Origin of the sequence: Bacillus sp. SN32 (assembly GCF_002837495.1) — a bacterium.
In the GTDB taxonomy this organism is placed as follows: Bacteria; Bacillota; Bacilli; order Bacillales; family Bacillaceae; genus Bacillus; species Bacillus subtilis.
In genome coordinates this window covers 513,216-538,456 of the sequence record NZ_PJCT01000001.1, presented here as the reverse complement: position 1 = coordinate 538,456, position 25,241 = coordinate 513,216, and the positions used below count along the sequence as shown (strand labels likewise).

Sequence of the window (25,241 nt, the reverse complement as noted above, 5' to 3'; positions counted from 1 at the left end):
ATTGCAATGCCATTATATAAAAGTAGATTTCCTGAGTCAATTTTTAACAAATCATGCATGTCTTTGGCTTCGACATTTTTGAATAAAACGTTTAACATGGTCATGTACAGGGTAACTAGCCTCAATGTGCAGCCATCAATTAGAAAAGGAGCTCAACATGGACTTTATTAAACAATATGATTGGGCGGGACTGATTACAAATGCCGGTGTTCTGCTCATTAAACTCGCCATTATGATATTGCTCTATTTTATCGTTCGATCATTAGGCATGAAAATCATTAAACATCTGTTTGCAAAATTCGAGGAGCAGAATAGCTTGTCTATAGGACGTGCACATACGCTCCGAAGCCTGACTCTTAACATATTTGCTTATACTTTGATTTTTATATTCTTCGTCATGGTTCTAGATTTGTTTCATTATGATCCAAGCGCTCTTTTAGCGGGGGCAGGAATCGTCGGCCTGGCTGTCGGATTTGGCGCCCAAGGGCTTGTCAGTGACATCGTGACAGGTTTTTTTATTTTGCTTGAGAAACAATTGGATGTCGGAGACTATATTACCGTTTCCACCTTTGACGGAATTGTCGAGCAGGTTGGCTTAAGAACAACTCAAATCCGCAGCTTTGACGGAACATTGCATTACATCCCCAACAGAAACATCACAAACGTGAGTAATCATTCTCGTGGTACCATGCAGGCTCTTGTTGATATTAAAGTGCCGGCTGAAAGAAACATTGATGAAATGATTCATATTTTACAGCAGGTTTGTGATGAGACGGCAGCGGCTCTTCCACAAATAAAAGAAGGCCCAAATGTCATCGGGATTCAAGAACTGGGGACTTCTGAAATTGTGATCAGGGTCATTGCCAAAACAGAAAATATGGAACAGTGGCGAGTCGAACGAGTGTTGAGAAAAGAAATAAAGAACGCGTTCGACCGCGCTTTCCCTAAAGAAACAGAATAAATAAAAGAACCGAAGCTTTTTGCTTCGGTTTTTATATTACTGAATTCTGCTTTCAACTTCGCTGCAAATTTCTTCAGCCGTCATCCCGGAAGCTGTAATGACAGGTGCTTGTGTTACCGTATCGGCTATCCCTTGCACATTATTATCAAGACCTGTTACGACACAGCAGTCACAGCCTTGAGCATCAGCAGGGCTTTTCATCATTACAACGTCATATCCTTTTTCTTTTAAAGCAGCTTCTACATCTGATAACGATTGTTCAATTCCAATTTTTTTAGCCATTTTTGAACACCTCCGTTTACTAGAGTGCTCATTTTATGGAATTTTATTCTTTCATTTGTGCTTAATTGGCATAAACAGAAAAATAACCTGTCATGACATTAACCGCTGTTTCTATCGCATTTTCATCGGGATTCAGCTTAGCGTGATGAAGCCCATGTTCAGAATCAGCGCCGAGCCAGAACATGAAGCCGGGATATTTTTTCAGCATATAGCCAAAATCCTCCCCAGTCATTGCTTCTTTTGCTTCAATTACTGTCGCCAGTTGATGTTCAGCAACAAAAGACATAAATTCTTCTGTTAATCCGCTCGTATTGTAAACTTGGTGATAGACAGACGGATATGTCACTTTTCCTTTGCAGCGGAATCCGATTTCGATTCCTTTCACCACATCTTCAATCCGTTCCTTTACCTGTTTCATCGATTTTTCAGAAAGCGTGCGGATTGTGCCTTCCAGGTGGGCCGTTTCCGCAATGATATTTTGTGCCGAGCCTCCGGTAATGGTACCAACTGTAATAACAGCACTGTCTAGCGGATCTGTGTTTCTAGAGATAATCGTTTGCAGCTGAGTGACAAGTGTACTTGCCGCTACAACCATATCCTCAGCCAAATGCGGATATGCCGCATGTCCCCCTCTGCCTTCCAGATCGATGACTAGCTCTGATGTATTCGCAAATAGAAGGCCGCTTTTTGTCGCAATGGTGCCTACCGGAAGCTCTGGAGCAATATGAAGCGCAGTGATGAAATCAGGCTGCCACTTTTTTAATACATCGCTCTCAAGCATTGGTTCCGCACCGCCAGGCCCTTCCTCTGCCGGCTGAAACAGAAAAAGCAAATCATGTTTGACTGGGTGGTGAACAAAATGATCAATAATGCCGAGTGCAATCGTCATATGCAAATCGTGACCGCAGGCGTGCATGTTGCCGTGATGCTCTGATGCGAATGGAAGACCAGTTTGCTCTTCTATAGAAAGCGCATCGATATCCGCTCTGTACGCCAGCATTTTTTCCGGCTCCGTCCCGTTCACTTTTACAAAAAGCCCTGTTCGCCATTTCTCAATTTCAATTCTGTCTTGCGGATATTGTTCCAAGACATTTAATAAATACTGCTGGGTTTTGAACTCCTGAAATCCAAGCTCCGGTATACGATGCAGATCTCTGCGAATTGCGATGAGCTCCTCTATCTTCATTTCTATTCCTCCTGCCTATACGAATAAGGCGTGGATATATTATCCACGCCTTTTTTATCAAACTTTTCCTTACAGCTGGCGTAATTCCTGCTTGATTTCAGTTTTGCCTTTTGTTTTTTCATCAATGTCTTTGATTTTTTTAGCTGGTGTGCCTGCAACGACAGTGTATGGCTCAACGTCGTTTACCACGATCGCTCCCGCAGCAACAACAGCTCCTTTACCTACTGTTACGCCTTCAAGCACAACAGCATTTGCGCCGATTACGACGTCGTCTTCAATCACAACCGGTTTAGCGGATGGCGGCTCAATAACGCCCGCAAGTACAGAACCCGCGCCGATATGGCAGTTTTTTCCGACAGTAGCTCGTCCGCCAAGCACAACGTTCATATCAATCATTGTGCCTTCGCCGATGACTGAACCGATATTAATAGAAGCACCCATCATGATGACTGCGTTATCACCAATTTCAACTTGGTCGCGGATGATCGCGCCCGGTTCGATACGCGCTTTGATGTTTTTAAGATCAAGCATTGGGATCGCAGAATTGCGGCGGTCATTTTCAACCACATAGTCTTCGATTTTGCTTTGGTTTTCTTCGATTGCTGTTTGGATTTCGCTCCACTCACCGAAAACGACACCAGTGTTTCCGTTGATAAAAGCTTTCGCAGATTCGCCGAAATTGATTCCTTCCAGCTCACCTTTCACGTAAACCTTTACAGGTGTAGATTTTGTACTATTTTGAATAAATGAAATAATTTCATTTGCGTCCATCATTTTCATATGTATAGTCCTCCTCCTGATTTTCTACCTCATTACTGTATCAAAGGAAAGATACAAAGACAAGAAAAAAAGGAACAGCCGTTTTAGCAGTTCCCAGTGAGTGATCAGACAGCGCACCCGCTTTTCTTTGCGAATTGTCTCCCGAAGTTTATTAATTCTTCCTTTTCTTCACCTTCTGGATTATTTTCGATTTTTACCGAAGGCAGCACAATGTCTCCACCGCGTTCTTTTATTTTTGCCTCTAGCGTATCAACCGCTCCGCAGAAAAATTCATATGCTGTATCACCGGAACCGAATACAGCGCATGTTTTGCCGGAAAAATCAATCTCATCCATGTCTTCAGCCAGATCTAAAAATTCATCAGGCAGATCTCCGTCTCCCCATGTGTAGGTCCCCATTATGATATGGTCATAATCGGTAAACAGCTGGGCATCATCAATATCCATTGCTTCGAAACGGTCTACTTCTGCTTCCGCCTCCTGAAGCCCCTTTTCAATCAAATCTGCCATTGCTTCAGTATTGCCTGACATTGTTGCATAAACGAGCAAAATCTTCGCCAATTCCTTGTTCCTCCTCTAATGAATCATTGCTGAAACTTCGTACGGCTGGACAAATTTACATTCATACAAGCCTGCGCAAAAGAAATTCTCTTTCTGATTGGCCACTCTCCATCCATGCCCCTTAATGATATCGAACCATTTTAACGATCGGGCTTCGAGATCAGCCTGGTAAATTCTCGAAAAACCATTTTCATCTTGTGTTGTAGTGACATATATAATGCCATCATCCTCTGAAAGATCAAGAAATGATTCTTCTATTCTGATCATGCTGGATTGAATGATGAATTCTTCACCATTCAAAAGATTCCGTACAGTGACAGCACCGTGCTTTCCTTTCACAGAACCCATCGCCGCCACCAGCCAATTTTCATTGAACACGAGCATGGATGCCGTCATCCGGTTTTTTTCTTTTTTGACAATTTGGACATTGTCACGCTTAATGTCGTAAGCCCAAATGCCGCCAAAATATTCGTGTATTTGCGTGCCGATAAAAAGATTGCCCCCGTGAAGGCATAGCGACCGGATAACAGGGGGATTATGAAATTCGGCAAAAGGTTTGGCTACGCGCCATGAGACACCAAAATCATCCGATACATAAATACAATGCTTACCGTGGGCGCAGACAAACCCGTTGTTTCTGCCGGTAATCGCCCACACTGTTGCATTTGTCGGAAAGCTCGACATCGTCCAGGTTTTCCCTTCATCAGCCGAACGAATGACTGTTCCCTTTTCACCAACGCCAAATAAGTAAGGCCCTATGTAGCTGATACAGTGTATCTTACTTTTCAAACGAAAAAGCTTTCTCCAGCCCTGCTCTAAAGAATAATGAAAAATGCCTTCTCTTTGTACCGCCACAAAATATCCAGAAAACGCCGATGCCGTAACAGCAGTTGCTCCTTTATGAAACATGGCTTTTTTCCTTGTTCATATAATCTGCCCATGCAAGAAAACCTCTCGCAAACGCTCGGCAGCTTTCCACATCTTCATCTGTTTCAGGCGCTAATTCAATTTTTAGTGTTTCCTGGTAAACAGCAGCTCCCGCCTCTTGCAGCATGGCATTGAACAAATTCACCGCTTCGCAAAACTTTGGATAAGAATAATCGCCAGACCCGAAGCAGGCTGTTTTTAAACCATTAAGCTGAAGCTGTTTGACCTCTTCGAAAAAATCCTCCGCTTCGTAGGGCAAATCGCCGTCCCCCCATGTATAGGTGCCAATCAGTACGTAATCATAGGAGGTTAAACAAGACACATCCACATCATCTATCTCGACACAATCGATATCCAACTCATATTCCTGAAGCGTATCTTTTATTATGAAGGCAATGTCTTCTGTATTTCCTGACATGCTGGCATATGTAATCAAGGCTTTAGCCATGTTATCACCCCATTAATTGATAATGATTTTCAATATCATATGTATCACTTTAAATGATAATGATTCTCACTGTCAACAGATAAATAAAAAAAAGACAGCACCTCGCTGTCTTTAAAATGGATTTTCCTGATCCAGCATATCCTTTATCACTTGTACAAAAGCTTGAACTTGTTTCAGTTCAAAGGCAGGCTCATAGCCTAATAACCATGTATCCCGACCGATCGGATGCCCTTTCATGTCTAAAAGAGGCATTTTATTCACTTTATCTTCATTTTGAAGGGTAACAGACGGCAAAATAGCATAACCGATTCCGTGCAACGCCATCTGTTTGCACGTTTCAATCTGATCAACCAATATCGTCTGTTTCGGCGACGTTTTAAATTTTTGGTGCCACCAGTGCTGAATTTCCTGAAAATAAGTGCTGTCACTTTTAAACTGGATAAACGGCCGTTCTGTATGGGCAATATCTTCGATGCAGGAAATTTCAGTATCCACTAAATACAGATGATCTGTCATTAAGTAATCTTTGCGCCCCTTCCACTCAGGGTTGCCTCTTATAATGCCGATATGAACCTGATCCTCATACAAGCTTTTCAGCATTTCGCTGCTCCACCCGGTTATGAGCGAGATCTTTGCATTCGGATACTTTTCCACATACGTCTTCAGGACTTTAGGGAGCCAATGCTGACCGATTATGGAGGCGACGGCAAGCTTCAATGTGCCGTGAATTTCACCTTCAAGCTCGTCAATATTTTCTCTTATTCTTTCCTGCTCTAATGTCACATCATTCGCAAACTGAATGATTTTCTCACCGGCGGGCGTTACCGTTAATCCTTTTTGTGATCTTAAAAAGATTTTTGTTCCCCACGCCTTTTCAATGGTTTGTAAGCGCTGAGATAAAGCCGGCTGAGATACAAAAAGCCGTTCTGCCGCCTTTCTCATATTTAATTCCTCAGCTAAAACTACGAGCATATGAAGCTCTTGAAGCTGCATGTCGTCCTCCTTTTTGTTATCAATAAGTTTTTCTTATCTCCCATTCTAATAAAATCTTAGTTTCTTATTCAAGCCCTATTCTCGTTTAAATTATGTATGCGCTTTCTTTTTTCGCTCTGGCTATATAATAAAAATAGGCCGTACAGCCTACTTATTCAACGAGCGTATATGCTTATTCAATTCCTTTAAAACGACTCTTCTCGTAAAAATCCCTTCAAATACCTGCTCGTCATTTTCAACACAGACAAATCCGTTATTAATGACCATGCCGAATCCCTTCATAATCGGATCATTGATATGAAGGCGCGGAATGTCGGTCAGCATGACTTCCTCAACAGTGATTTGGTCAAGCTTTTCAAACTCAATTCGCTCAAGTCCAAAAATACTGTTCATGATCATATTTGTCCCGATTAAGCCATGTAAACGATAGGAAGGATCCAGAACCGGGATGGCTGTGTATCCGGTTTTTGTCAATACTAATAATGCGTGCTCAAGGTTATTTCCGACTTGCACGTGCGCTACTTTGTCCGCCTCAATCATAAATTGTCCGACTGTTGCCTCAAGAAGTTGATCTGATTGTAAGCTTATCATGTTTTCGACCCCTTTTCATTTTCATCATCAATACATTCCCTATATTGCAATAATATAAACTTTATCAGTATTTGTCGAAAAGTTTCCTTTCAATAAAAAAGATACTCTTTGTGGAGTATCAATTATAGGGTGTCCCATTAATTTTCAAATCGAAATCGGTCGTATAGCGTTACAAGTTTTTTGTAGGTGGTTCCGTCAACGTTTTTGGTCCCTGTCTCTATATCGTTGATTTCACTGCTTAATAGCTCGATGGCATACTCATGGTTGATCAGGATATTCAGCAGAAGTTTTTGTTCTTCTTCTGTAAATCGTTCACCGATAAGACTCATTCGCAATCAGGCCCCCTGTTTTATACTGAATACCTCTGAAAGCAAGACAACTTACTTTCAGCTCTACCGCTAGAATAAGTAATCAGATAACAAACGTCAACCGCATAATTCGACATTTACCTTGGCTTTTTCAGCCAAATTATTTTGTGAAACGATTTGCATAGCTGAAGGCAGTGTATGAATCCGGCTTTATTTTGGCCTCAATCCCCATGGAGGTAATACGTCCAGTCATTTCTTGGATCAGATCTTTTGTAAGCCCTTTTTTCCCAATATCCAAGTGAACTTCAAAGGTAAGATCCGCCCCCTCACCGGTAAAGGGCAGGAGCAGATCGGTAATATCCATTAAGTGTCCATCAAGAATATGAGCGGCCGTTTCTTGGCTGTACGCCGTTTCTAACGAAATCTTCTCCCGAAGGCTATGTATGGGTCTGTCGACTGTATGATTTTTCAAGCAGCCCCAAGCTCCCTTGCCTGTACGATGCAAATGCAATGCGGTAATAAACTTTGTGTAATCGCGGTAAACCTGTGAATCGGTTCCGATCGATAACACATAAGAAGAACGGGGGTCCTTTTGAACAAAGGCTTTAAGCCGTTCCATCACATCTTGAAAGGTCATCTGTGCTTCTGAAAGATTATAAAACAGAAAAGAATCAGCCATCACGACACTCCTTTTCAAGGATTTACAACCATGAAACAAGTATGTTCCTTACCGTTTATTTCGATTACTTTTGCAAAGGCGGAAGCTTGTTCCCCCTATTTCAGGAATCTTACTGAAGAAGTTCAAAGATTTCGATGGAAACCATGTCGATATTATCAAACGGATATGTGTTAGGTTTTTCACCTTTTTGGAAAACCGTCAGTTCAAACGTTTGATTTTTTTCGAAATATTTAACACTGCATATTTTCTCACCATTCACTTCGAAATAACGCTGCATTGGCTCGTTAGCCGCTTCCGCTGTTTCTTGCAGACTTTGCAGCCGTGTGATGATACCCATTAATTGTGACATTCTAAAAAAAGACTCCTTTCAAAAAGCAACTTCAAATCAACAAGTATTTATTATAATACAAGTTCTATTGAGCATCATACCATAAAGTCGGACAGGATGGCATTTTCACTGCTGAATTTAAGCAAAGAAAAAAAGTGAAAAAAACTATTTTTCTTTAGTTTGAGGCTTTTTTTGAATGTCATGCACACAATTATAATTTTTTTCGAATCTTTGGCAGCATTAAGAATGCCTTTTTGCAATTTTGTCAAAACCTTCTTTTGAATTTTATGGTGAAGTCCCGCGTGGCCATAATCAATGGGAGTCATGCTGGATAGAGGTAAACAACGGAACTGAAATAAACATTTCAGAACGAATTTTCCTCCTCACCCGTGCAGCAGTGTCAGGGGTGTTCGGCACTGAATGTTTCTCCCCGTGTTAAACGTTTACCACTAGTTAGGTTTATTGTTTCATTGGATTGTCCTATGCTTTGACAAATAAAAAACTTGGCGGGGGTAGCGCCAAGTTTTTTCGGATCTTGATCTGATAGAGGGGTTGGGGAACAGAGAGTAGCTTCTCTCTACAATTAAATGATAATGATTCTCAGTATCAATGTCAATCGTTTTTTGATATTTTTTTCAATTCATAAAAAAAACGGCCTTTCAGCCGTTAAATCAGTCCGTCCTGCTCATATAAATAAGAATAAGGCAAGTCTATAAATAAATACATCTGATCATCCATCGGATATGAAAACGTTCTGATCATTTCACCTGTTTCCAAATCACTGTACAGATCACTGAAAAAACCTTTCCTGAGATTTCTCATTCTCATAATGTTCTCCAGAAAATAAGGGCGCCAGCTCCAGTTCTTTTCCGCATATTCCGGCTGATAAATCCATTCTCCATCTTGCTTAAACACATTTCCCGTCAGCTGATCGCCTTCTTCATCACACATGTAAATCCTGAAGCTGCAATCTGTCAGCTCTTCCGCCAGCTTTTTAATAAAGTCATCATCAGAAGACAGATTGTTTTTTCTCAAAGAGGTCACAGCCTGATGCACTCGTTTGTAAAACTGTTCAGAGTGCTCATAGACGGTCTCCAGTTTCTTTTTCTCATGTGTGATAAATTGGTGAAATTCAGTTTTAAGTCTTTGTTTCAATACATCTCTCTCTAGAAACGTTTCAGATGGAGACACCAAGTAATAGCCCTGAAAATAACGGCCTCCGTTTCTCCAGGCGTACTGAAGCTGGAAGTTCGCCTCAATGTCTTCATACAATAGCGCCGCACCGATTTTTCTTGCTAATAAAGATATGCTGTACAGCACATGCTCATATGACGGTGACGGCTGTGACACTTTCAGCGCCTGCAAATCGATTTTTAACAGATCTGGTGAGAGCAGCGCGATTCTGTCCAAGTTGCTGCTTTCTTTTCCGATGTTGTCAACTGCGATTTTAATTCCGTATGTACGATAGTATGCAAGCATATGGTAGAGCTGCTCAATATCCCCTTCAAAATTGTGCTCTGTAATTTCAAGAACAAAACGATGTAGTTCGATTCCCTTCGCTTCATATTCTTTCAGAAGCTCCAGAAAGCTTTCACCATGATCCAGCATCAGCAGATTGGCATCCTGATTCATAAAAATCAGCAGATCAGAATCCGCCTCTAAAAAGCGGTCAAGAGCCTGGCGGATAATTCTGTTATCAACCTCTAATTTATATTCTTCGGGTATCCCTGCATCTAAAAAGAAGGGTCCGAGACTTTGGATTTCTGAATCTGCCAAAATTCGTCCAAGCACCTCATATCCGACAACCTTCTGTTCCTCGGCACTGAAAATCGCCTGGTAATATGGAAGGACATCATCAATGTTCGTTAAAATATCAAGTGGATCCAACATGTTATCACCTGCTTCTCTATCTTTGTCTGATTATACCACATTGAATCCAAAGATTAATATTCTTTAAAACGGATAAGGATTCAGCCATTGCCCTCCGTCCATTGTGATACAATCCCCGTTTATATAGGATGCTTCATCAGAAAGCAAAAACGCTGCCAAAGCGGCGATTTCCTCCGGTGTGCCCAATCGGCCGAGCGGCACACTGTTCATCGTGCGGGCCATCGCTTTTTCCGATTCAAATAGCTTCTCCGCACCACCTGTTCGTTCAATCGGTCCGGGGGCTATCGCGTTTGTGCGAATGCCGTATTTGCTCCCCCATTCAACGGCCAGCGTTCTTGTCAATGACAATACCCCCGCTTTGGCTGCAGCGGAATGAACGACCCCCGCTCCCGCTCCCCAAGCGTACGTGGCTGCCATATTTAAAATGACACCCTGCTGCTTCTGGTCAATCCAATGCCTTGCCGCTGCCTGGCTGCAAAAAAATGTGCCGTTTAAAACAATCTCAATAACGGCTTTCCATCCATTGGGCGTCAGCTTTTCTGCCGGACAAATAAAGTTTCCGGCTGCGTTGTTAATCAGCGCGTCAAGCCGGCCAAAGGCTTTTATCGCTTCTTTAATCATGTCTGAAGCGGCGGAATCGGAACGGACATCCATTTGAAAACAAGCGACCTGTCCCTCAAAGGTCTGAATTTCTTTTTTTGTTTCCTCAAGTGCCTCATGGTTCCTCCCTGTCACCATAACGTGCCACCCTAATTCAGCCTGTTTTTTTGCCATCGTTTTTCCCATGCCGCTTGACCCGCCGGTAATAATTACCGCCTTTTTTTCCATGTTTATCCCTCCAATTGTGAATGAGTATTCATTCAATAATATTCTATCATTATATCCCTGCCTCTGTCAGCACATGCTCATATGAGATTTTTATCAGATACAGATGATATAATAGAAAAACTCTATTAAAGGTTGGTTTGAAATGAAAAAGATGTCCAGAAGACAATTTCTAAAAGGAATGTTCGGCGCTCTTGCTGCCGGGGCTTTAACGGCCGGCGGGGGATATGGCTATGCCAGGTATCTCGAGCCGCATATGATCGAGACAACCGAACACACAATAAAAAGCTCTCTCATCCCGCACGGATTTGACGGTTTTAAAATCGTGCAGTTCAGCGATGCACACTTGAGTGATTACTTTACTCTCGAAGATTTAAAAACTGTCATTCTTACAATTAATGAATCTAAACCTGATCTAATTGTTTTTACAGGTGATATTATCGATAATCCTGATACGTACCAGCACCACCAGGCAGTCATTCCATTATTGAGAAAGCTTAATGCTCCCTTCGGCAAGCTTTGTATTTACGGCAATCATGATCACGGAGGCTATGGAACTGCCGTTTACAAAAGCCTGATGACGGCCGGAGGTTTCACGGTATATCGCAATGGCTATCAAACATTGTCACTCGCAGATGGCAGCAAAATCGAAATTGCTTCGCTTGATGACTTAATGCTGGGAAACCCAGATTATGAAGGCACCCTTTCAAGGCTGAGCGACAGACTTTTTTCCATTCTTCTCGTCCATGAACCTGATGCAGCCTTGAAAACAACAGATTATCCCGTGAACCTTCAGCTTTCCGGTCATACACACGGTGGCCAGATTCAGCTGCCTTTTTACGGACCGATTATTACGCCTCCATATGGAAAAGTCTACACAGAGGGAATGTATCAAATGGGCAGCACTCATATTTACGTAAACCGAGGCCTCGGGATGACCAGGCTGCCTTTGCGGTTTCTGGCCAAGCCTGAAATCACTGTCTTCACCTTAAAAAGCACAAATTAATGTAGCAGGATGGGCTCCTCATCAATACTTATAAGTAAAAAAGGAGGATGAGGAAACTGCTTACGTACCAGGTGAAGCAAGGTGATACACTGAACAGCATCGCGGCTGATTTCAGAATCAGCACGGCTGCATTACTCCAGGCTAATCCGTCACTACAGGCAGGGCTCACCGCGGGACAGTCCATAGTCATCCCCGGACTGCCGGACCCTTATACAATTCCGTATCATATCGCAGTCTCAATCGGAGCAAAGACCCTTACGCTGTTCCTAAATAATCGGGTAATGAAAACCTATCCCATCGCCGTTGGTAAAATACTAACGCAAACGCCTACTGGCGAGTTTTACATTATTAACCGCCAGCGCAATCCCGGCGGCCCATTTGGCGCTTATTGGCTGAGCCTTTCAAAGCAGCACTACGGAATACATGGGACGAATAATCCCGCTTCGATTGGTAAGGCTGTTTCTAAAGGCTGCATTCGCATGCATAACAAAGACGTGATCGAACTTGCTTCAATTGTGCCAAACGGAACAAGAGTCACGATTAACCGGTAATGTTTTCTTATTTGTTTCAAAAACAGGCGGTTTATAATATGATAAAGTGGGACCTTTAGGGTAAGGAGCGTTTTTATGGATATATTTAAAAATCGTAATTTTGTTCGTCTATTTTTCGCAGCACTCGCTTCTCAAATGGGCACGACAGTAGGCAACATGGCCTTTGCTTTTTTTTTGCTGGACCGATTCAGCAGCCAGCCTTCATATACGACCTTGGCGGAGCTAATGTATTCTCTTCCGACCATATTTGTATTTCTGATCGTGGGAGTCGTCGCGGACCGGTTTGACAGAAAAAAGGTGGCAGAAAATTGTGATTGGATCAGAGCAGGCCTGACTGTCGTGCTTTTTTTCACTTTATTTACCGGCAATATTCCTCTTGTTTTTTGTATCTTATTTATCAGAAGCGCTGTAACAAAGTTTTTCTTTCCGGCAGAAAACAGTTTGGTACAAGCCATTCTGCCGAAGGAGCATTATGCGAAAGCGGCAGGGCTTAATCAGATGCTTTTTAGCATTTTTATGGTGTTTGGAGTCGGTATAGGCGCGTTTATGTACAACACAATCGGTATTGAAGGCGCCATTATTCTTGATTTTGTCAGCTTTATCATTTCCGGGCTGCTGATCCGCAGCTGCCGGATTCCAAAAGAAGCCCGACAGCCAAACGGTGCATTCAGCTGGAGAAAGACTTCTGTTAAGGATTCAATAAATGACTTTAGAGAAGGCATTCTCTATATTTTAAAAAACAAATTGCTGGCATCTCTTATTTTCGGCTTCTTCATTTTTGGATTTGTCAACGGAGGATTCGCCGTATTGCCGATGTTTACAATGAAATATGGATTGGCGCCTGACCGTTATGAGTGGCATACGTCTGTATTTACGATCGCACTCGGGTTTGGGCTGCTGGCAGGCAGCGTAATCGGCACGATCATCTCTAAAAAAGTGAAGCCGCACTTTTTAATGTCGATACCGATTTTCATTGCAGGTTTGCTGATCTTCGTCCTCGGCTACACCAATATTTTATGGGTGTATTACGCGGCAGCTTTTGCACTGGGAATGTGCATCGGACCGATCAACATTGCAATCGGAGGGTGGATGCCAAAAATTGTTCATCCAAAACTGATGGGACGTGTAAGCGGCATGCAGGACCCTTTTATGATGTTTGCACAGTCTTTGACACTTGGCTTAGTCGCGCTGTTATTCCCTAAGTTTGTTTCAAACATTGATTATCTTTATTACGGCATGGGTGTTATTATCCTGCTCGTTTTTATTTTTTATTTTATTGCACTGCCAAAATACAGTGCTCAGGCTGTGGAAGTGAATGTTCAGGAAGCATTTCAAGAACAGCCGAAAAAGAAGGCAAGATCTGTATAATGCAGGTTAAAAATGCGCTTTTTTTCTTAGAAAAAAGCGCATTTTTACATTCAATATTTGCATTTCAACTTTAAAAAAGTATAATCTAAACATATAGAAATTGATAAGAGCAAAGGAGAGAAATAATGGACGACCATGCATATACGAAAGATCTGCAGCCAACCGTAGAAAATCTTTCAAAAGCAGTTTACACTGTGAACCGCCATGCAAAAACCGCCCCCAACCCTAAATACCTATATCTGCTGAAAAAACGGGCTTTGCAAAAGCTTGTCAAAGAAGGTAAAGGAAAGAAAATAGGGCTTCATTTTTCAAAAAATCCAAGGTTCAGCCAACAGCAATCGGACGTGCTTATCTCAATCGGAGACTACTATTTTCACATGCCTCCAACTAAAGAAGACTTCGAACATCTTCCGCATTTAGGTACACTTAATCAATCGTACCGAAATCCTAAAGCTCAAATGTCTTTAACAAAAGCGAAACACCTATTGCAAGAATATGTCGGCATGAAAGAAAAGCCGCTAGTGCCAAATCGCCAGCAGCCAGTTTACCATAAACCGGTCTTTAAAAAACTTGGCGAGAGTTACTTTTAAAATAAAAACAGCCGTGCCTCTTTCTGGCAACGGCTGTTTTTATTTATTCAATAACATACGTATCCACTTTTTTAATCAAATCACTGATCTCAGGCTTGCTGATTTGCTCATCTGCGCCTACAACTTCGCCGCGGTGACGCAGATCATCCGTAATTAACGATGAGAAAATCATAACCGGCACATCTGAGCTTTTCGGATTTTCCTTCAGCAGCTTTGTGAGCCTGTGTCCGTCCATTTTTGGCATTTCAATATCAGTGATGATCATATCAATCTGTTCTGATAAATCAGTTTCGTTTTCAGCAAGGTTCATAATGTATTCATATGCTTCTTTTCCATTTTCAAACGAAGCGATATTGTTGTACCCTGCTTCTTTTAATTCATCCTGCAAGAGGCGCATCAAAAGCGGTGAGTCCTCTACAATGATAAGCTTTTTATCAGTTCTTCTTTCATCGAAGCCCTCGGTATGCATATTATACGTGTCAACACCTGAATCTGATTCAATGTCATAAATAATTTTTTCATAGTCAGGCAAAAAGATCATCAGGTCTTCGAGCTTAATAATCCCGGTAAGGTGCCGCTCCATTCCTTGATTTAACGATGTCGGCTTTTCAATCGCTTCCCAGGATACTCTGTGAATTTGAGAAACAGAGCCGACATGAAAAACAATTTTCCGTTTATTAAATTCAGTCACGATATATTTCTCATCTTTTGATCCTTCAGGCTCTACTCCAAAAAATGAGAAGAGACTGATCACCGGGAGGATTTCTCCTCTGAGTTTAATCATTCCTTCTACATGCTGATGGGAGTGAGGCACTGATGTCACCTCGACAGGCTGAATAATTTCTCTTACCTTCATGACGTTAATTCCGAAAGCATTTTCACCCACGCCAAACTTCACAATTTCTAATTCATTTGTACCAGAATCCAATAAAATTTCGTATTGTTGTAACGACAATTCAATCCCTCGCTATTCGCATTCAGTATTGTACTGTATATATCGGCGTAATTTGTAAAAAGTGAATGGCAGCTCTTCAAAATCGAATTCCGAAGGCAACAAGCCGCGTTCCTCAAAAAAGAAACTTTTTTCCTAATAACCATTGACTTTCCAACTAACAGTGATAAAATAGTCAAGGATTTTTCCAAAGAAGGGTGTAAATAATGGGTACCTTAGTAATATTTAAAGAAAACGAAATGACTGTTTTAGAGGATATCAGTGAAGAAACTTACCTGAATATGAAGAAAGAATCAGCTGACCTTCAAGAAGAGCATCCTCCGTATCTGATTTGGCACGAAGACCTTCATTTTGATTATGGCTATTAATGAAATTGGCACATATAAACAATAATAGAACATGATACAATAAAGACAATCAAATCGCTGGTTGTCTTCTTTTTTTCTGAAAAGAAAGGTATGTTTAGAAAAAAGGCGCATACAATCGAAATATATCAGTTAAAAAGGTGACAAATGATCAGCTAGTGGTAAAATAGGATAAACTCATTATATTTGTTAAGGTGATGAATTATGGAACATTTGCTGAATCCGAAAGCAAGAGAGATCGAAATTTCAGGAATACGCAAATTCTCGAATCTTGTAGCCCAACACGAAGACGTCATTTCACTTACAATCGGCCAGCCTGATTTTTTCACACCGCATCATGTGAAAGCTGCCGCAAAAAAAGCCATTGATGAAAACGTGACGTCATATACTCCGAATGCCGGCTACCTGGAGCTGAGACAAGCTGTGCAGCTTTATATGAAGAAAAAAGCGGATTTCAACTATGATGCTGAATCTGAAATTATCATCACAACAGGCGCAAGCCAAGCCATTGATGCTGCATTCCGGACGATTTTATCTCCCGGTGATGAAGTCATTATGCCAGGGCCTATTTATCCAGGCTATGAACCTATTATCAATTTGTGCGGGGCCAAGCCTGTCATTGTTGATACTACGTCACACGGCTTTAAGCTTACCGCCCGGCTGATTGAAGATGCTCTGACACCCAACACCAAGTGTGTCGTGCTTCCTTATCCGTCAAATCCTACCGGCGTGACTTTATCTGAAGAAGAACTGAAAAGCATCGCAGCCCTTTTAAAAGGCAGAAATGTCTTCGTATTGTCTGATGAAATATACAGTGAATTAACATATGACAGACCGCATTACTCCATCGCAAACCATTTGCGGGATCAAACAATTGTCATTAACGGCTTGTCAAAATCACACAGCATGACCGGTTGGAGAATTGGATTTTTATTCGCACCGAAAGACATTGCAAAGCACATTTTAAAGGTTCATCAATACAATGTGTCGTGCGCCTCATCCATTTCTCAAAAAGCCGCGCTTGAAGCTGTCACAAACGGCTTTGACGACGCATTGATTATGAGAGAACAATACAAAAAACGTCTCGACTATGTTTATGACCGTCTTGTTTCCATGGGACTTGACGTAGTTAAACCGTCCGGTGCGTTTTATATCTTTCCTTCTATTAAATCATTTGGAATGACTTCATTTGATTTTAGTATGGCTCTTTTGGAAGACGCTGGTGTGGCACTCGTGCCGGGCAGCTCGTTCTCAACATATGGTGAAGGATATGTAAGATTGTCTTTTGCGTACTCGCTGGACACGCTGAGAGAAGGCCTGGACCGTTTAGAATTATTTGTATTAAAAAAACGTGAAGCCATGCAGACGATAAACAACGGCGTTTAAGCCGTTGTTTTATTTTTTTGGAAATGAAATTTTAAACGCTGTGCCTTTTTCAGGATGGCTGTCCACATGTATAACTCCCTGATGGTTTTCAATGATATTAAATGTCACCATTAATCCAAGCCCCGTACCTTTTTCTTTTGTTGTTAAAAATGGCTCTCCAATCCGGTTTAGTACCTTTTCAGGTATACCTTCCCCTTCGTCTTTGACAGTAACATGAACAGAATGCTCATCTTCGGTTATGATTATGTCTACTGTTCCCCCATCAGGCATTGATTCAACTGCATTTTTGATTAAATTAATGAATACCTGCTTTAATTGGTTTTGATCCCCGTTTATATAAATGCTGTCTTTTTCATAACTTGTTCTGATAAAAATGCCATTTAAATTCGCCTGCGTTTCTAACAGGGCTGAAACCTCACCAATTAATTTTTTCAAGTTCAAATATTCTTTGACAGCATTTTGCTGAGGTTTCGCCAGCATGAGCAATTCACTGAGTATTAATTCGATACGGCTGAGTTCAGAAAACACAATATCAAAGTAATGTTCGTTGCCTTCCATTGTCGGTTTCATCAGCTGTAAAAATCCTTTGATCGCTGTAAGAGGGTTGCGGATCTCATGGGCGATTCCCGCCGCGAGCTGCCCTGCGATTGATAATTTTTCCGATTTCAGCATCAATTCTTCTGTTTGTTTTCTCTCTGAGATGTCCCGAAGAATGACCTGGACGGCCGCTTCACCAAAAAAGGTCGTCGGAATGCAGACCATCTCCGTATAAATGACCCTGTTCTGAAAGGTGAACCAGGATTGCTTGACAATTTCAGATTCTGTTTTTTGCTCGGCGATGTTTTGGATTCTCTCTTTTACATCCTCGTGATCGCAAGGATGCAGCTGATCGTATATGTTTTTGCCAATTAAGTCCTCATAGGTAGCCGCTTCAAACAGGGAAATTCCCGATTCATTCATAAACACCCATTTTCCATTGTGAATCACCGCAATGGTATCAATGGAATTTTGAATCAGCAGCTGATATCGTTCACGGCTTTTTTGCAGGATGGTTTGGAATTTTTTCCTTGAAGAGATATCGATCAGCAGCAGCAGCTCAGCCTGCTGGTTTTTGTAGACGGTCGGGGATGCTTTCACTTCTAAATGAACAGGTGTGCCATCAAGCCTTTTCCACGTCTGTTCAATCATTCCGACTTCCATTCCTTTTTGCATTCGTATAATCCTGTTTTTCACGATATCATGATATTCTTCTTCAATAAATTCATAAGACCATTTTCCAATAATAGCATCCTTGCTTTTTGCTCCCAGCATTGAAAGCATCGCGCTGTTTACATAGACGATCTTGCCTTTGACACTGATGCATAGCGGACTCGGGAGATTTTCAACCAACCGTTCATAATCATCCGTTATATATGTAGTCGATTCCGGGCTTGCAGGTTCGATTTCATGTTTTTCGCAGTTTAGGGATTGATGGCCTGTTTCTTCTTCAAGAACCTTCATTTTCAAAATGATTTCCCGTTCTGTCCGCTCAGCTCTTGTCGTAACAATTTCTACCGCAGCCTCCACCCACACAATCGTATGATCTTTTTTAATAAAACGAAAGGTGCACGGCATCAGATGATGTTCATTATAAAAATAGCTTTCAACCAAAAATTGGTCTTCCTCATGCAGAAACGTTTTGAGGAATGATCCGATCATCTCTCCTTGGAGATAGCCCAAATGCAGTTTGGAGTTGGCAGATATATAAATGATGCGTCCATTAGAGGCCAAGACTGCATGAATATCGGTTTTTGTTTGAAGTGGTTTAACATGCTGCGTATCCTGTTCCACAGAATCCCTCCTTTGCATGATCATCGTGTTTCGACATATACAGATTGACTTTTACCTAGTATGATTCGCTAGAAAATGAGTATTCTCCTTCTATTCTTATGGTGAACGTCAATTTTTGAATAAAAGAAAGGGCACACAATCTTTTCGTTGTGCACCCTGTTTTTTATTTTTTACTGTGTTTTTTTTCGAGCTCTGCGTAGGCGTGTATAGCTCTTTTGGCAATAATTTTATTGATCTTATCATCATCATTTACTGATGGAACAACAACACTAAAAGCCACTTTTGGATTTTTCGATGGGTAATAGCCGACAAAAGTCAGATTGTATGTTTTTTCCCCCCACCAGTTGCGATTCGTGCCGTAGTAAAATGTTTCCGCTGTTCCCGTTTTCCCTGATACATCTTCTGTAAACGTATTTTTTGCTGTCCCTGAAGTGGTAACTAGCTTCATTCCGGTCTTCACCTGCTGAATGTCACTTTCTGAGTTGTTAATTTTGTTGAGAATGTTTGGCTTTCTTTGTTCAATGGTCTTCCCAAGGCCTTCTTTTTTGCTGGGCTCATGGATACTTGTAACAATTCTTGGCTGAACACGGTAGCCCCCATTGGCAATTGATGAGATGTACTGTGCCATTTGAAGCGGTGTATATGTATCGTATTGTCCAATGGCCAAGTCTAAAATTAACCCCCCTACCGCATCAGGTGTAGTTTGCATTCCGGCTGATTCCTGCGGAAGATCAATACCTGTCTTTACTCCCAGGCCAAATTGGCTGTAGTAATTTCTCATTTTGTTTAAATCCTTCTGGTCAGCAGGAAGAGGTCCATACGGCTTGTATGTGACACCGGCAATGTGCATGGCAACATTAAACATATATACGTTTGAACTTTTTTGCAGAGCGGTTAATTCATTGATGGTTCCCATGTTCATGTAGGATTTCTTCGGTTTGTTACCGTATCCTGCTAAATAAAGAGGTGTATCAACAAAATATTTATAATGCGGGATCCCGTCCTGATAGCCGGCTAGCACGGTGGCCCCCTTTACTGCTGATCCCATTTCATATTGGGTGGTAAATGCCCCTATCGCATAATCTTCAATTTTGTTGGTTTTTAAATCTATCTTTTTCCCTGCCATCGATAAAATATCGCCGTTATTCGGGTCCATCATCACGGCAAAGGCTCTGTCAAGCATGTAATTTCCGCGTGCACGGCTGTTTCTTACTTCTTCTTCAATGATCTTTTCTACCTTTGCCTGAAGCTCCATGTCAAAAGAAAGCTGAAGATCGTATCCCCTGCTGCCTTTATCAATGGTTTTTTGGCTGACGACATTTCCTTTATTATCTTCTACGTATTCCACTTTTTCTTTATGCGAATTTAAATATTCTTCATATTGATACTCTAAATAACTTTTTCCCACCCTGTCATTATTCGCATAGCCTCTTGTTAAGTAGAAATCTTTCCGGTCGCTCAGCAGGCCCTGATCAGGTGTCGTGACGCCCCCGAAAACAGAATAAAGGGTTTTGTCATAAGGATATTTTCGTGTCCAATCGTTTACGATATCGATTCCCGGAAGTTCTTCTAAATGCTCAGAAACAATGGAAATTTCATCATATGTTAAGTCATTTTTTGGTCTTTGCGAGGAGTTTTTCTTCTCATCAAGCAGCGCTCCGTTTTTTCCATTGCTATTGCTCTTATTTGGATTCATTGCCTTTACGATTTGAGGTTCGTAAGCATTTCCGCTTGAAAACCTTGTATATATCGCAGCAGTTTCCATTTCTTCGTCATCTTGCTGAATAGCCTTTAATTCTTGATCCGGAACACGCTCTATTTGAAGCTTGTAAGCCTGGTCTCCTTTCAGATTGCTTTCTGATTCCTTAAGCAGAGCGGCTGCTTTTTTCGGATGAGCTGCGATCCAGTAATCACGAAGATCCCTTTCCTTCAAAAATTCAGTATCAATATGAATGAAAGAAGCAAGCCGCTTCGCTGTTTTGATTTTATCTTCTGTTTTTGTGCTAGATGTTGATACATACACAATTTCTGGAACGCTCTGGTTGTCGACAGCAACTTTCTGGTTTCTGTCGTACATCTTCCCGCGAGGCGCAGGATAGTAAGCTGTTTTTGCATTTGATTTCTCAGCGTCTTCTTCATGCTGTTCGCCTTCAACAATTTGAACAACCCCGAGCTTAAAAATTAATGCAGTGAATAGAACAAAGACAGCTAGGAAAAAAAGGTTCATTCTGATTGCTCTGTTTCCTTTGCTCTTTTTCTTTGGTTCACGTCCTATTTCAGTCACTTCTGGTTACCCCTCTCAAATCATTCAATATATTTACATATACTGAGATTAATTGTAACACCTTTGTAATAGTTGTTACAGCGAAAAGGAGTAAAAAAAGCTGTCAATATAAAAACACATTAAAATATAACTAACGGTTCAAAAAAAAGGAAGATATGTAACGGTACGATAAAATCATATATACCGCTGATTCCCTTATTCTTAGTGATTCAACGGATTTACTTTACGAAAATGACAATCTCTATTTGTCAAAGGAAAGTGCTGGAACCTTTATGACAAAAAAGCTATGTTATGATTTTTCTGTAGAAACAAACAACTCTAGGAGGTTACGAACTAATGAAGAAAGCATTTATTTTATCTGCTGCCGCTGCGGTTGGATTATTCACATTCGGGGGCGTACAGCAAGCATCAGCGAAAGAACTCTCCTGCCAGCCTGTGGTTACAGTAAAAACGGGGAACACAGTACAAAACATGTCACTTAACGATGCAGTGAAAAAACTGCATATTAACACAAATATCAAAACGTTAAACGCTGCAAACGAAAAAGAGATTAAGCAGCTTCTTCAAAAACATGCGAAGCAATCTAACGTGAAAGTTCAGGATGTTCAAAAGACAGAAACGGCAAAACCTGCACAAAAGACTACTGAAAAAGCAGCTGCTGATCAAAACACTGCTTCTAAAGCACCTGCAACTGCTGAAAAAACAAACACAACAACATCTGCACCTTCATCTGTAAGTGCATATGAGAAAAAAGTTGTTGAACTTACAAATGCAGAAAGACAAAAACAAGGATTAAAGCCGCTTCAAATTGATGAAACGTTAAGCAAATCTGCACGCGCAAAATCTCAGGATATGAAGGACAAAAACTATTTTGATCACCAAAGCCCAACTTACGGCTCACCGTTTGATATGATGAAATCTTTCGGAATCAGCTACAAAACAGCAGGTGAAAACATTGCGAAGGGCCAAAAGACACCTGAAGAAGTAGTAAAAGCTTGGATGAACAGTGAAGGACACAGAAAAAACATTCTAAACCCTAACTTTACTCACATCGGTGTTGGCTACGTTGAGTCTGGAAGCATCTGGACACAACAATTCATCGGAAAATAATAAAAAAAGATTGCCTGTTTCGTACAGGCAATCTTTTTTTATTTCACCCAAAGCTTATATATACTCTGTGTTCCGCTGTTTTCTTCACCTTGAGCAGCTAGCTTATCATATAAGGATTTTGCGAGCGACAAGCCTGGCATTTCTTCCCCCATTAATTCTGCTTCCTCTAGTGCGATTCCCATATCCTTAATAAAATGCTTCACATAAAATCCCGGTTCAAAGTTGCCTTGCAGCATACGGGGAGCAAGATTTGACAATGACCAGCTTCCGGCTGCGCCCGTTGTGATGCTTTTCAGAACATTTTCCGGCTCTAGGCCTGATTTTTGAGCATAAGCCATCGCTTCAGCAACACCGATCATACCGGCTGCAATTGCAATCTGATTGCACATCTTGGTATGCTGTCCGCTTCCAGCCGGTCCTTGATACTGAATATTCTCTCCCATTAAAGAGAAAATCGGCATGCAGGCTTCAAAAGCTTCTTTTTCTCCACCGACCATAATCGCGAGTGTTCCGTTTTGTGCACCGACGTCTCCACCGGAAACAGGAGCGTCTAAAGCGAACAATGCTTTTTCTTTGGCCGCTTCAGCAATCTTCTTCGCAAGCGAAGGCTTAGATGTCGTCATATCAATAAGATATGCGCCTTCTTTTGCGTTTTCAATAATTCCATTGCTTTCAAAATACACTTCTTCAACATCACTGGGATAGCCGACCATTGTGATGATAACATCCGCTTCTTTCGAAAGATCTTTGACCGTATCTTTCCAGATCGCGCCTTTTTGAAGTATGCTTTCTGCTTTTTCTTTTGTCCGGGTGTACACCAAAACAGGGTGGCCGTCATTCAGAATATGTGATGCCATGCTTTTTCCCATTACTCCAAGACCGATAAAACCAATTGTTTTTTTCAAGGTCATTCCTCCCAGATGTTTCGTTTTGATTTTAGTTAAAATTTATCATTTTTCCTTCATTTTTTAGACTACCATATCTATTCATCTTATAAAATAAAAAATCCCCAAAACAAATGATGTTTGGGGATGTAATTGGATTACAATGTGAATTTTGCAATTGTGTTCATAAGCTCTTGGCTTGCATGTTTTAGTGTTTCCGTTGAGTGTTTGACTTTATCAAGGGTGACAAGCTGTTCATCGGTTGATGCGTTCACTTCCTCTGCTGCGGCAGCTGATTCCTGTGATATGGCTGAAATGCTTTGAATAGCTTCAGATATCGCAAGCTGTTCTTCACTCATTCTTTGAATTTCCGCGTAAATGTGATCAATACCTTGTACCAGTGACTGCATTTCTGCAGTTATCGTATTTAATACCTCTCCAGTTTCGTGAATGGCACTATTTTGTTCATCATTCATTCTGCTTGCCTCAACCATTGCGTGAGAGGCCTCTTTTGTCTCAAGCTGGATAAGCTTCACAGTCTCGCTGATATGCTTTGTAGAAAGGGCTGATTGCTCAGCTAACTTCCGCACTTCATCGGCTACGACGGCAAAACCGCGCCCGCTTTCTCCGGCTCTGGCTGCCTCAATACTGGCATTTAAGGCAAGCAAGTTGGTTTGATCAGATATGTTTGAAATCGCTGTAACGACTTCTTCAATATTCTTAGTTTGATTTTCCAAATCCAGCAGCATCGTTTCAACCTTTTTCGTTTCCATATTGGCTTCGTTTGATTTCATCAGCAGCTGGCCGAGCGCGTCAAGTCCTTTATAGCTTGCATCCTCGGACGATTTAGAGCGTTCTTTAATTCCGCCTGCCTCCTCAGCGATTTGCCTGATTTTCGTTGACAAGCTTTCCGATTTTTCATTAATGGTTTCAACTTCAGAAGCCTGTTCCGATGCCCCTGCGGCTACTTCTTCAATCGCTTTTGCAATTTGTCCGCTTGTTTCATTTGTTTCGGCAGAGACAGCCGTTAGTTGTTCAGAGGTGTCAGATACTTTCCCTGAAGAGAGTCTCACTTGCTCAACCATTTCCTTCATATTTTCAACCATCAGATTGAAATCTCTTGTTAAAATACCGACTTCATCCTTAGATTTTGATTCCGCGCGCACTGTTAAATCGCCTGCGGAAACAGCTTTCGTTTTTGCGATCAACTGCTGTATCGGACCGGTTATCGTTTTGGCCAGGAAGTAGCTGAGAATAATTGTTATGATAAGCGCAAGCAATGATATCCAAAGATTTGCCCGATTCATTTTATCTGAAATCCACATTAATTGATCGGTACCAAACTGCGTTCCGACCTTCCAGCCCGTTTCGCCAATCGTTTGGTACACAACCATTTTTCCATTCACATCTTGTATCCCTTGTTTCTCGGATGCGATGGTTTGCAGTGTTTGATCCTTTGATATATTTTTTCCTTGATTTGACGGATGGGCTAACAGATTGCCGCTCGTATCAGCTAAAAAGGCAAATCCATTGTAAGGCACCTTTTGTTTATTGACCATACTCTGGATAGCAGAGAGTTTCAAGTCATAGCTGGCAACCCCTATCACTTTTTGCCCGTCTAAGATCGCTTTCGATGCAGTAACAATCATGTCTCCTGTCACGACATCTTTATAAGGTTCCGTCCAAACAACTTGATCCGGGGTTTCAGCTGCAAGCTTATACCATGGTCTTGATGTTGGATCATAATCCTCAGCGAAATCCGCTTTTGGATATGTAAACATTTCTTTTTTTGCGGTGCCTATGTAAGCCATCGCAACATAATCATCGTTATCTTTGATTTGCTTAATGTCATCGTGAAACAGCCGAGCAACTTCTTTACTTGGTTTCGTTACAAATGTATGCGTTAATTCCCCATTAGCCAATCTTGATAACGAAATGGCATAACTCTTTAATTGCAATTCAATATTTTGTTCAAGTGACTGCGTCACGTTTTGAGTTGTATTTTTCCCATCCTCTGTAATCATCGGTTTTAGCGTCAAATAAGAAGACAGCATTAAAAGAACAACTGTGACGATTAACATAATCGAAACAAAAACAGCAATCTTCATGTGAAGTTTTTTAAACAAACCAATCCCCTCCTAATTTCTATATCGGCCC

The 25,241-nt window shown here is 41.4% G+C and carries 26 protein-coding genes; 8 read left to right on the top strand and 18 right to left on the bottom strand.

The window, feature by feature from the left end:
* Positions 1-157: 157 nt before the first annotated feature.
* The gene (gene mscT, locus CW370_RS02955) at positions 158-961 is read left to right on the top strand and encodes a small-conductance mechanosensitive channel protein MscT (RefSeq protein WP_003244994.1); all 804 of its coding nucleotides are present in this window, start codon (positions 158-160) and stop codon (positions 959-961) included.
* A gap of 36 nt (positions 962-997) precedes the next feature.
* Here mscT and CW370_RS02950 read toward each other — a convergent pair whose 3' ends face one another.
* The 13 genes from CW370_RS02950 to fadH form a co-directional block, all read right to left on the bottom strand.
* Entirely contained in the window at positions 998-1,243 is a 246-nt protein-coding gene (locus CW370_RS02950; RefSeq protein WP_003232382.1) for a YkuS family protein, read from the bottom strand.
* 61 nt (positions 1,244-1,304) lie between these two features.
* Positions 1,305-2,429, bottom strand: a complete 1,125-nt coding sequence (locus CW370_RS02945) for an N-acetyldiaminopimelate deacetylase (protein WP_024571972.1) — start codon at positions 2,427-2,429, stop codon at positions 1,305-1,307.
* A 69-nt stretch (positions 2,430-2,498) separates the two neighbouring features.
* Positions 2,499-3,209, bottom strand: a complete 711-nt coding sequence (gene dapD / locus CW370_RS02940; RefSeq protein WP_003218680.1) for a 2,3,4,5-tetrahydropyridine-2,6-dicarboxylate N-acetyltransferase — start codon at positions 3,207-3,209, stop codon at positions 2,499-2,501.
* Positions 3,210-3,313: 104 nt separating this feature from the next.
* A complete protein-coding gene (locus CW370_RS02935) occupies positions 3,314-3,769 on the bottom strand; it encodes a flavodoxin (RefSeq protein ID WP_024573090.1) in 456 nt (151 codons plus the stop codon).
* Between the two features lie 15 nt (positions 3,770-3,784).
* A complete protein-coding gene (locus CW370_RS02930; protein WP_024573089.1) occupies positions 3,785-4,678 on the bottom strand; it encodes a WD40/YVTN/BNR-like repeat-containing protein in 894 nt (297 codons plus the stop codon).
* Complete coding sequence (locus tag CW370_RS02925; protein WP_014476664.1) at positions 4,668-5,144, bottom strand: flavodoxin; 477 nt, start codon at positions 5,142-5,144, stop codon at positions 4,668-4,670. Before CW370_RS02925 ends, CW370_RS02930 begins: the two co-directional genes overlap by 11 nt.
* Positions 5,145-5,255: 111 nt before the next feature.
* Positions 5,256-6,137, bottom strand: a complete 882-nt coding sequence (gene ccpC / locus CW370_RS02920; protein WP_003232387.1) for a transcriptional regulator CcpC — start codon at positions 6,135-6,137, stop codon at positions 5,256-5,258.
* Between the two features lie 147 nt (positions 6,138-6,284).
* Positions 6,285-6,728, bottom strand: a complete 444-nt coding sequence (cbpB, locus tag CW370_RS02915; protein ID WP_003218674.1) for a cyclic-di-AMP-binding protein CbpB — start codon at positions 6,726-6,728, stop codon at positions 6,285-6,287.
* 137 nt (positions 6,729-6,865) lie between these two features.
* Entirely contained in the window at positions 6,866-7,063 is a 198-nt protein-coding gene (gene abbA, locus CW370_RS02910) for an AbrB antirepressor AbbA (RefSeq protein ID WP_010886502.1), read from the bottom strand.
* 133 nt (positions 7,064-7,196) lie between these two features.
* Positions 7,197-7,715 (bottom strand): ribonuclease H-like YkuK family protein, encoded by a 519-nt coding sequence (locus CW370_RS02905; protein ID WP_003232389.1) that lies wholly within the window; start codon positions 7,713-7,715, stop codon positions 7,197-7,199.
* Positions 7,716-7,824: 109 nt separating this feature from the next.
* Positions 7,825-8,064, bottom strand: coding sequence for a YkuJ family protein (locus CW370_RS02900; protein WP_003218671.1), 240 nt, complete (start codon positions 8,062-8,064; stop codon positions 7,825-7,827).
* Between the two features lie 645 nt (positions 8,065-8,709).
* Entirely contained in the window at positions 8,710-9,933 is a 1,224-nt protein-coding gene (locus CW370_RS02895; protein WP_003232391.1) for an EAL domain-containing protein, read from the bottom strand.
* A gap of 63 nt (positions 9,934-9,996) precedes the next feature.
* The gene (fadH, locus tag CW370_RS02890; protein ID WP_029946463.1) at positions 9,997-10,761 is read right to left on the bottom strand and encodes a 2,4-dienoyl-CoA reductase; all 765 of its coding nucleotides are present in this window, start codon (positions 10,759-10,761) and stop codon (positions 9,997-9,999) included.
* A gap of 142 nt (positions 10,762-10,903) precedes the next feature.
* Between fadH and CW370_RS02885 the strand changes: the two genes are divergently transcribed.
* The 4 genes from CW370_RS02885 to CW370_RS02870 all read left to right on the top strand — a co-directional run bounded on the left by CW370_RS02885 (position 10,904) and on the right by CW370_RS02870 (position 14,273).
* Positions 10,904-11,764 carry a metallophosphoesterase gene (locus CW370_RS02885; protein ID WP_024573035.1) on the top strand — a complete coding sequence of 287 codons (861 nt, stop codon included), beginning with the start codon at positions 10,904-10,906 and terminating at the stop codon, positions 11,762-11,764.
* A gap of 56 nt (positions 11,765-11,820) precedes the next feature.
* Positions 11,821-12,315 (top strand): L,D-transpeptidase family protein, encoded by a 495-nt coding sequence (locus tag CW370_RS02880; RefSeq protein WP_072174092.1) that lies wholly within the window; start codon positions 11,821-11,823, stop codon positions 12,313-12,315.
* A 75-nt stretch (positions 12,316-12,390) separates the two neighbouring features.
* Entirely contained in the window at positions 12,391-13,683 is a 1,293-nt protein-coding gene (locus tag CW370_RS02875; protein WP_014479656.1) for an MFS transporter, read from the top strand.
* Between the two features lie 125 nt (positions 13,684-13,808).
* On the top strand, positions 13,809-14,273 hold the full coding sequence (locus CW370_RS02870) for a YkyB family protein (protein ID WP_024573420.1): 465 nt from the start codon (positions 13,809-13,811) through the stop codon (positions 14,271-14,273).
* A gap of 43 nt (positions 14,274-14,316) precedes the next feature.
* Here the strand turns inward: CW370_RS02870 and cheV are convergent, their stop codons facing one another.
* Complete coding sequence (gene cheV, locus CW370_RS02865) at positions 14,317-15,228, bottom strand: chemotaxis protein CheV (RefSeq protein WP_014476655.1); 912 nt, start codon at positions 15,226-15,228, stop codon at positions 14,317-14,319.
* A gap of 203 nt (positions 15,229-15,431) precedes the next feature.
* Between cheV and CW370_RS02860 the strand changes: the two genes are divergently transcribed.
* Positions 15,432-15,593 carry a hypothetical protein gene (locus CW370_RS02860; protein ID WP_003245246.1) on the top strand — a complete coding sequence of 54 codons (162 nt, stop codon included), beginning with the start codon at positions 15,432-15,434 and terminating at the stop codon, positions 15,591-15,593.
* Between the two features lie 201 nt (positions 15,594-15,794).
* Positions 15,795-16,976 (top strand): aminotransferase A, encoded by a 1,182-nt coding sequence (locus tag CW370_RS02855; RefSeq protein ID WP_014476653.1) that lies wholly within the window; start codon positions 15,795-15,797, stop codon positions 16,974-16,976.
* A 9-nt stretch (positions 16,977-16,985) separates the two neighbouring features.
* Here CW370_RS02855 and kinA read toward each other — a convergent pair whose 3' ends face one another.
* Complete coding sequence (kinA, locus tag CW370_RS02850; RefSeq protein ID WP_015252197.1) at positions 16,986-18,806, bottom strand: sporulation histidine kinase KinA; 1,821 nt, start codon at positions 18,804-18,806, stop codon at positions 16,986-16,988.
* Between the two features lie 163 nt (positions 18,807-18,969).
* Positions 18,970-21,090 carry a peptidoglycan D,D-transpeptidase FtsI family protein gene (locus tag CW370_RS02845; protein WP_024573419.1) on the bottom strand — a complete coding sequence of 707 codons (2,121 nt, stop codon included), beginning with the start codon at positions 21,088-21,090 and terminating at the stop codon, positions 18,970-18,972.
* Between the two features lie 336 nt (positions 21,091-21,426).
* Between CW370_RS02845 and CW370_RS02840 the strand changes: the two genes are divergently transcribed.
* Positions 21,427-22,200: a CAP domain-containing protein gene (locus CW370_RS02840; protein WP_024573418.1), complete on the top strand. Its 774-nt coding sequence runs from the start codon at positions 21,427-21,429 to the stop codon at positions 22,198-22,200.
* A 38-nt stretch (positions 22,201-22,238) separates the two neighbouring features.
* On the opposite strand, the gene CW370_RS02835 is transcribed toward CW370_RS02840, so the two are convergent.
* The gene (locus CW370_RS02835) at positions 22,239-23,105 is read right to left on the bottom strand and encodes an NAD(P)-dependent oxidoreductase (protein ID WP_021479395.1); all 867 of its coding nucleotides are present in this window, start codon (positions 23,103-23,105) and stop codon (positions 22,239-22,241) included.
* Positions 23,106-23,242: 137 nt separating this feature from the next.
* The gene (gene mcpC / locus CW370_RS02830; RefSeq protein ID WP_101169477.1) at positions 23,243-25,210 is read right to left on the bottom strand and encodes a methyl-accepting chemotaxis protein McpC; all 1,968 of its coding nucleotides are present in this window, start codon (positions 25,208-25,210) and stop codon (positions 23,243-23,245) included.
* Between the last annotated feature and the right edge of the window lie 31 nt (positions 25,211-25,241).

Bases quoted from the DNA above. Each gene is read 5' to 3' on its own strand.
- mscT (WP_003244994.1), top strand. From the start codon at position 158: ATGGACTTTATTAAACAATATGATTGGGCGGGACTGATTACAAATGCC.
- CW370_RS02950 (WP_003232382.1), bottom strand. From the start codon at position 1,243: ATGGCTAAAAAAATTGGAATTGAACAATCGTTATCAGATGTAGAAGCT.
- CW370_RS02945 (WP_024571972.1), bottom strand. From the start codon at position 2,429: ATGAAGATAGAGGAGCTCATCGCAATTCGCAGAGATCTGCATCGTATA.
- dapD (WP_003218680.1), bottom strand. From the start codon at position 3,209: ATGAAAATGATGGACGCAAATGAAATTATTTCATTTATTCAAAATAGT.
- CW370_RS02930 (WP_024573089.1), bottom strand. From the start codon at position 4,678: ATGTTTCATAAAGGAGCAACTGCTGTTACGGCATCGGCGTTTTCTGGA.
- CW370_RS02925 (WP_014476664.1), bottom strand. From the start codon at position 5,144: ATGGCTAAAGCCTTGATTACATATGCCAGCATGTCAGGAAATACAGAA.
- ccpC (WP_003232387.1), bottom strand. From the start codon at position 6,137: ATGCAGCTTCAAGAGCTTCATATGCTCGTAGTTTTAGCTGAGGAATTA.
- cbpB (WP_003218674.1), bottom strand. From the start codon at position 6,728: ATGATAAGCTTACAATCAGATCAACTTCTTGAGGCAACAGTCGGACAA.
- CW370_RS02905 (WP_003232389.1), bottom strand. From the start codon at position 7,715: ATGGCTGATTCTTTTCTGTTTTATAATCTTTCAGAAGCACAGATGACC.
- CW370_RS02900 (WP_003218671.1), bottom strand. From the start codon at position 8,064: ATGTCACAATTAATGGGTATCATCACACGGCTGCAAAGTCTGCAAGAA.
- CW370_RS02895 (WP_003232391.1), bottom strand. From the start codon at position 9,933: ATGTTGGATCCACTTGATATTTTAACGAACATTGATGATGTCCTTCCA.
- fadH (WP_029946463.1), bottom strand. From the start codon at position 10,761: ATGGAAAAAAAGGCGGTAATTATTACCGGCGGGTCAAGCGGCATGGGA.
- CW370_RS02885 (WP_024573035.1), top strand. From the start codon at position 10,904: ATGAAAAAGATGTCCAGAAGACAATTTCTAAAAGGAATGTTCGGCGCT.
- CW370_RS02875 (WP_014479656.1), top strand. From the start codon at position 12,391: ATGGATATATTTAAAAATCGTAATTTTGTTCGTCTATTTTTCGCAGCA.
- CW370_RS02870 (WP_024573420.1), top strand. From the start codon at position 13,809: ATGGACGACCATGCATATACGAAAGATCTGCAGCCAACCGTAGAAAAT.
- CW370_RS02860 (WP_003245246.1), top strand. From the start codon at position 15,432: ATGGGTACCTTAGTAATATTTAAAGAAAACGAAATGACTGTTTTAGAG.
- CW370_RS02855 (WP_014476653.1), top strand. From the start codon at position 15,795: ATGGAACATTTGCTGAATCCGAAAGCAAGAGAGATCGAAATTTCAGGA.
- CW370_RS02840 (WP_024573418.1), top strand. From the start codon at position 21,427: ATGAAGAAAGCATTTATTTTATCTGCTGCCGCTGCGGTTGGATTATTC.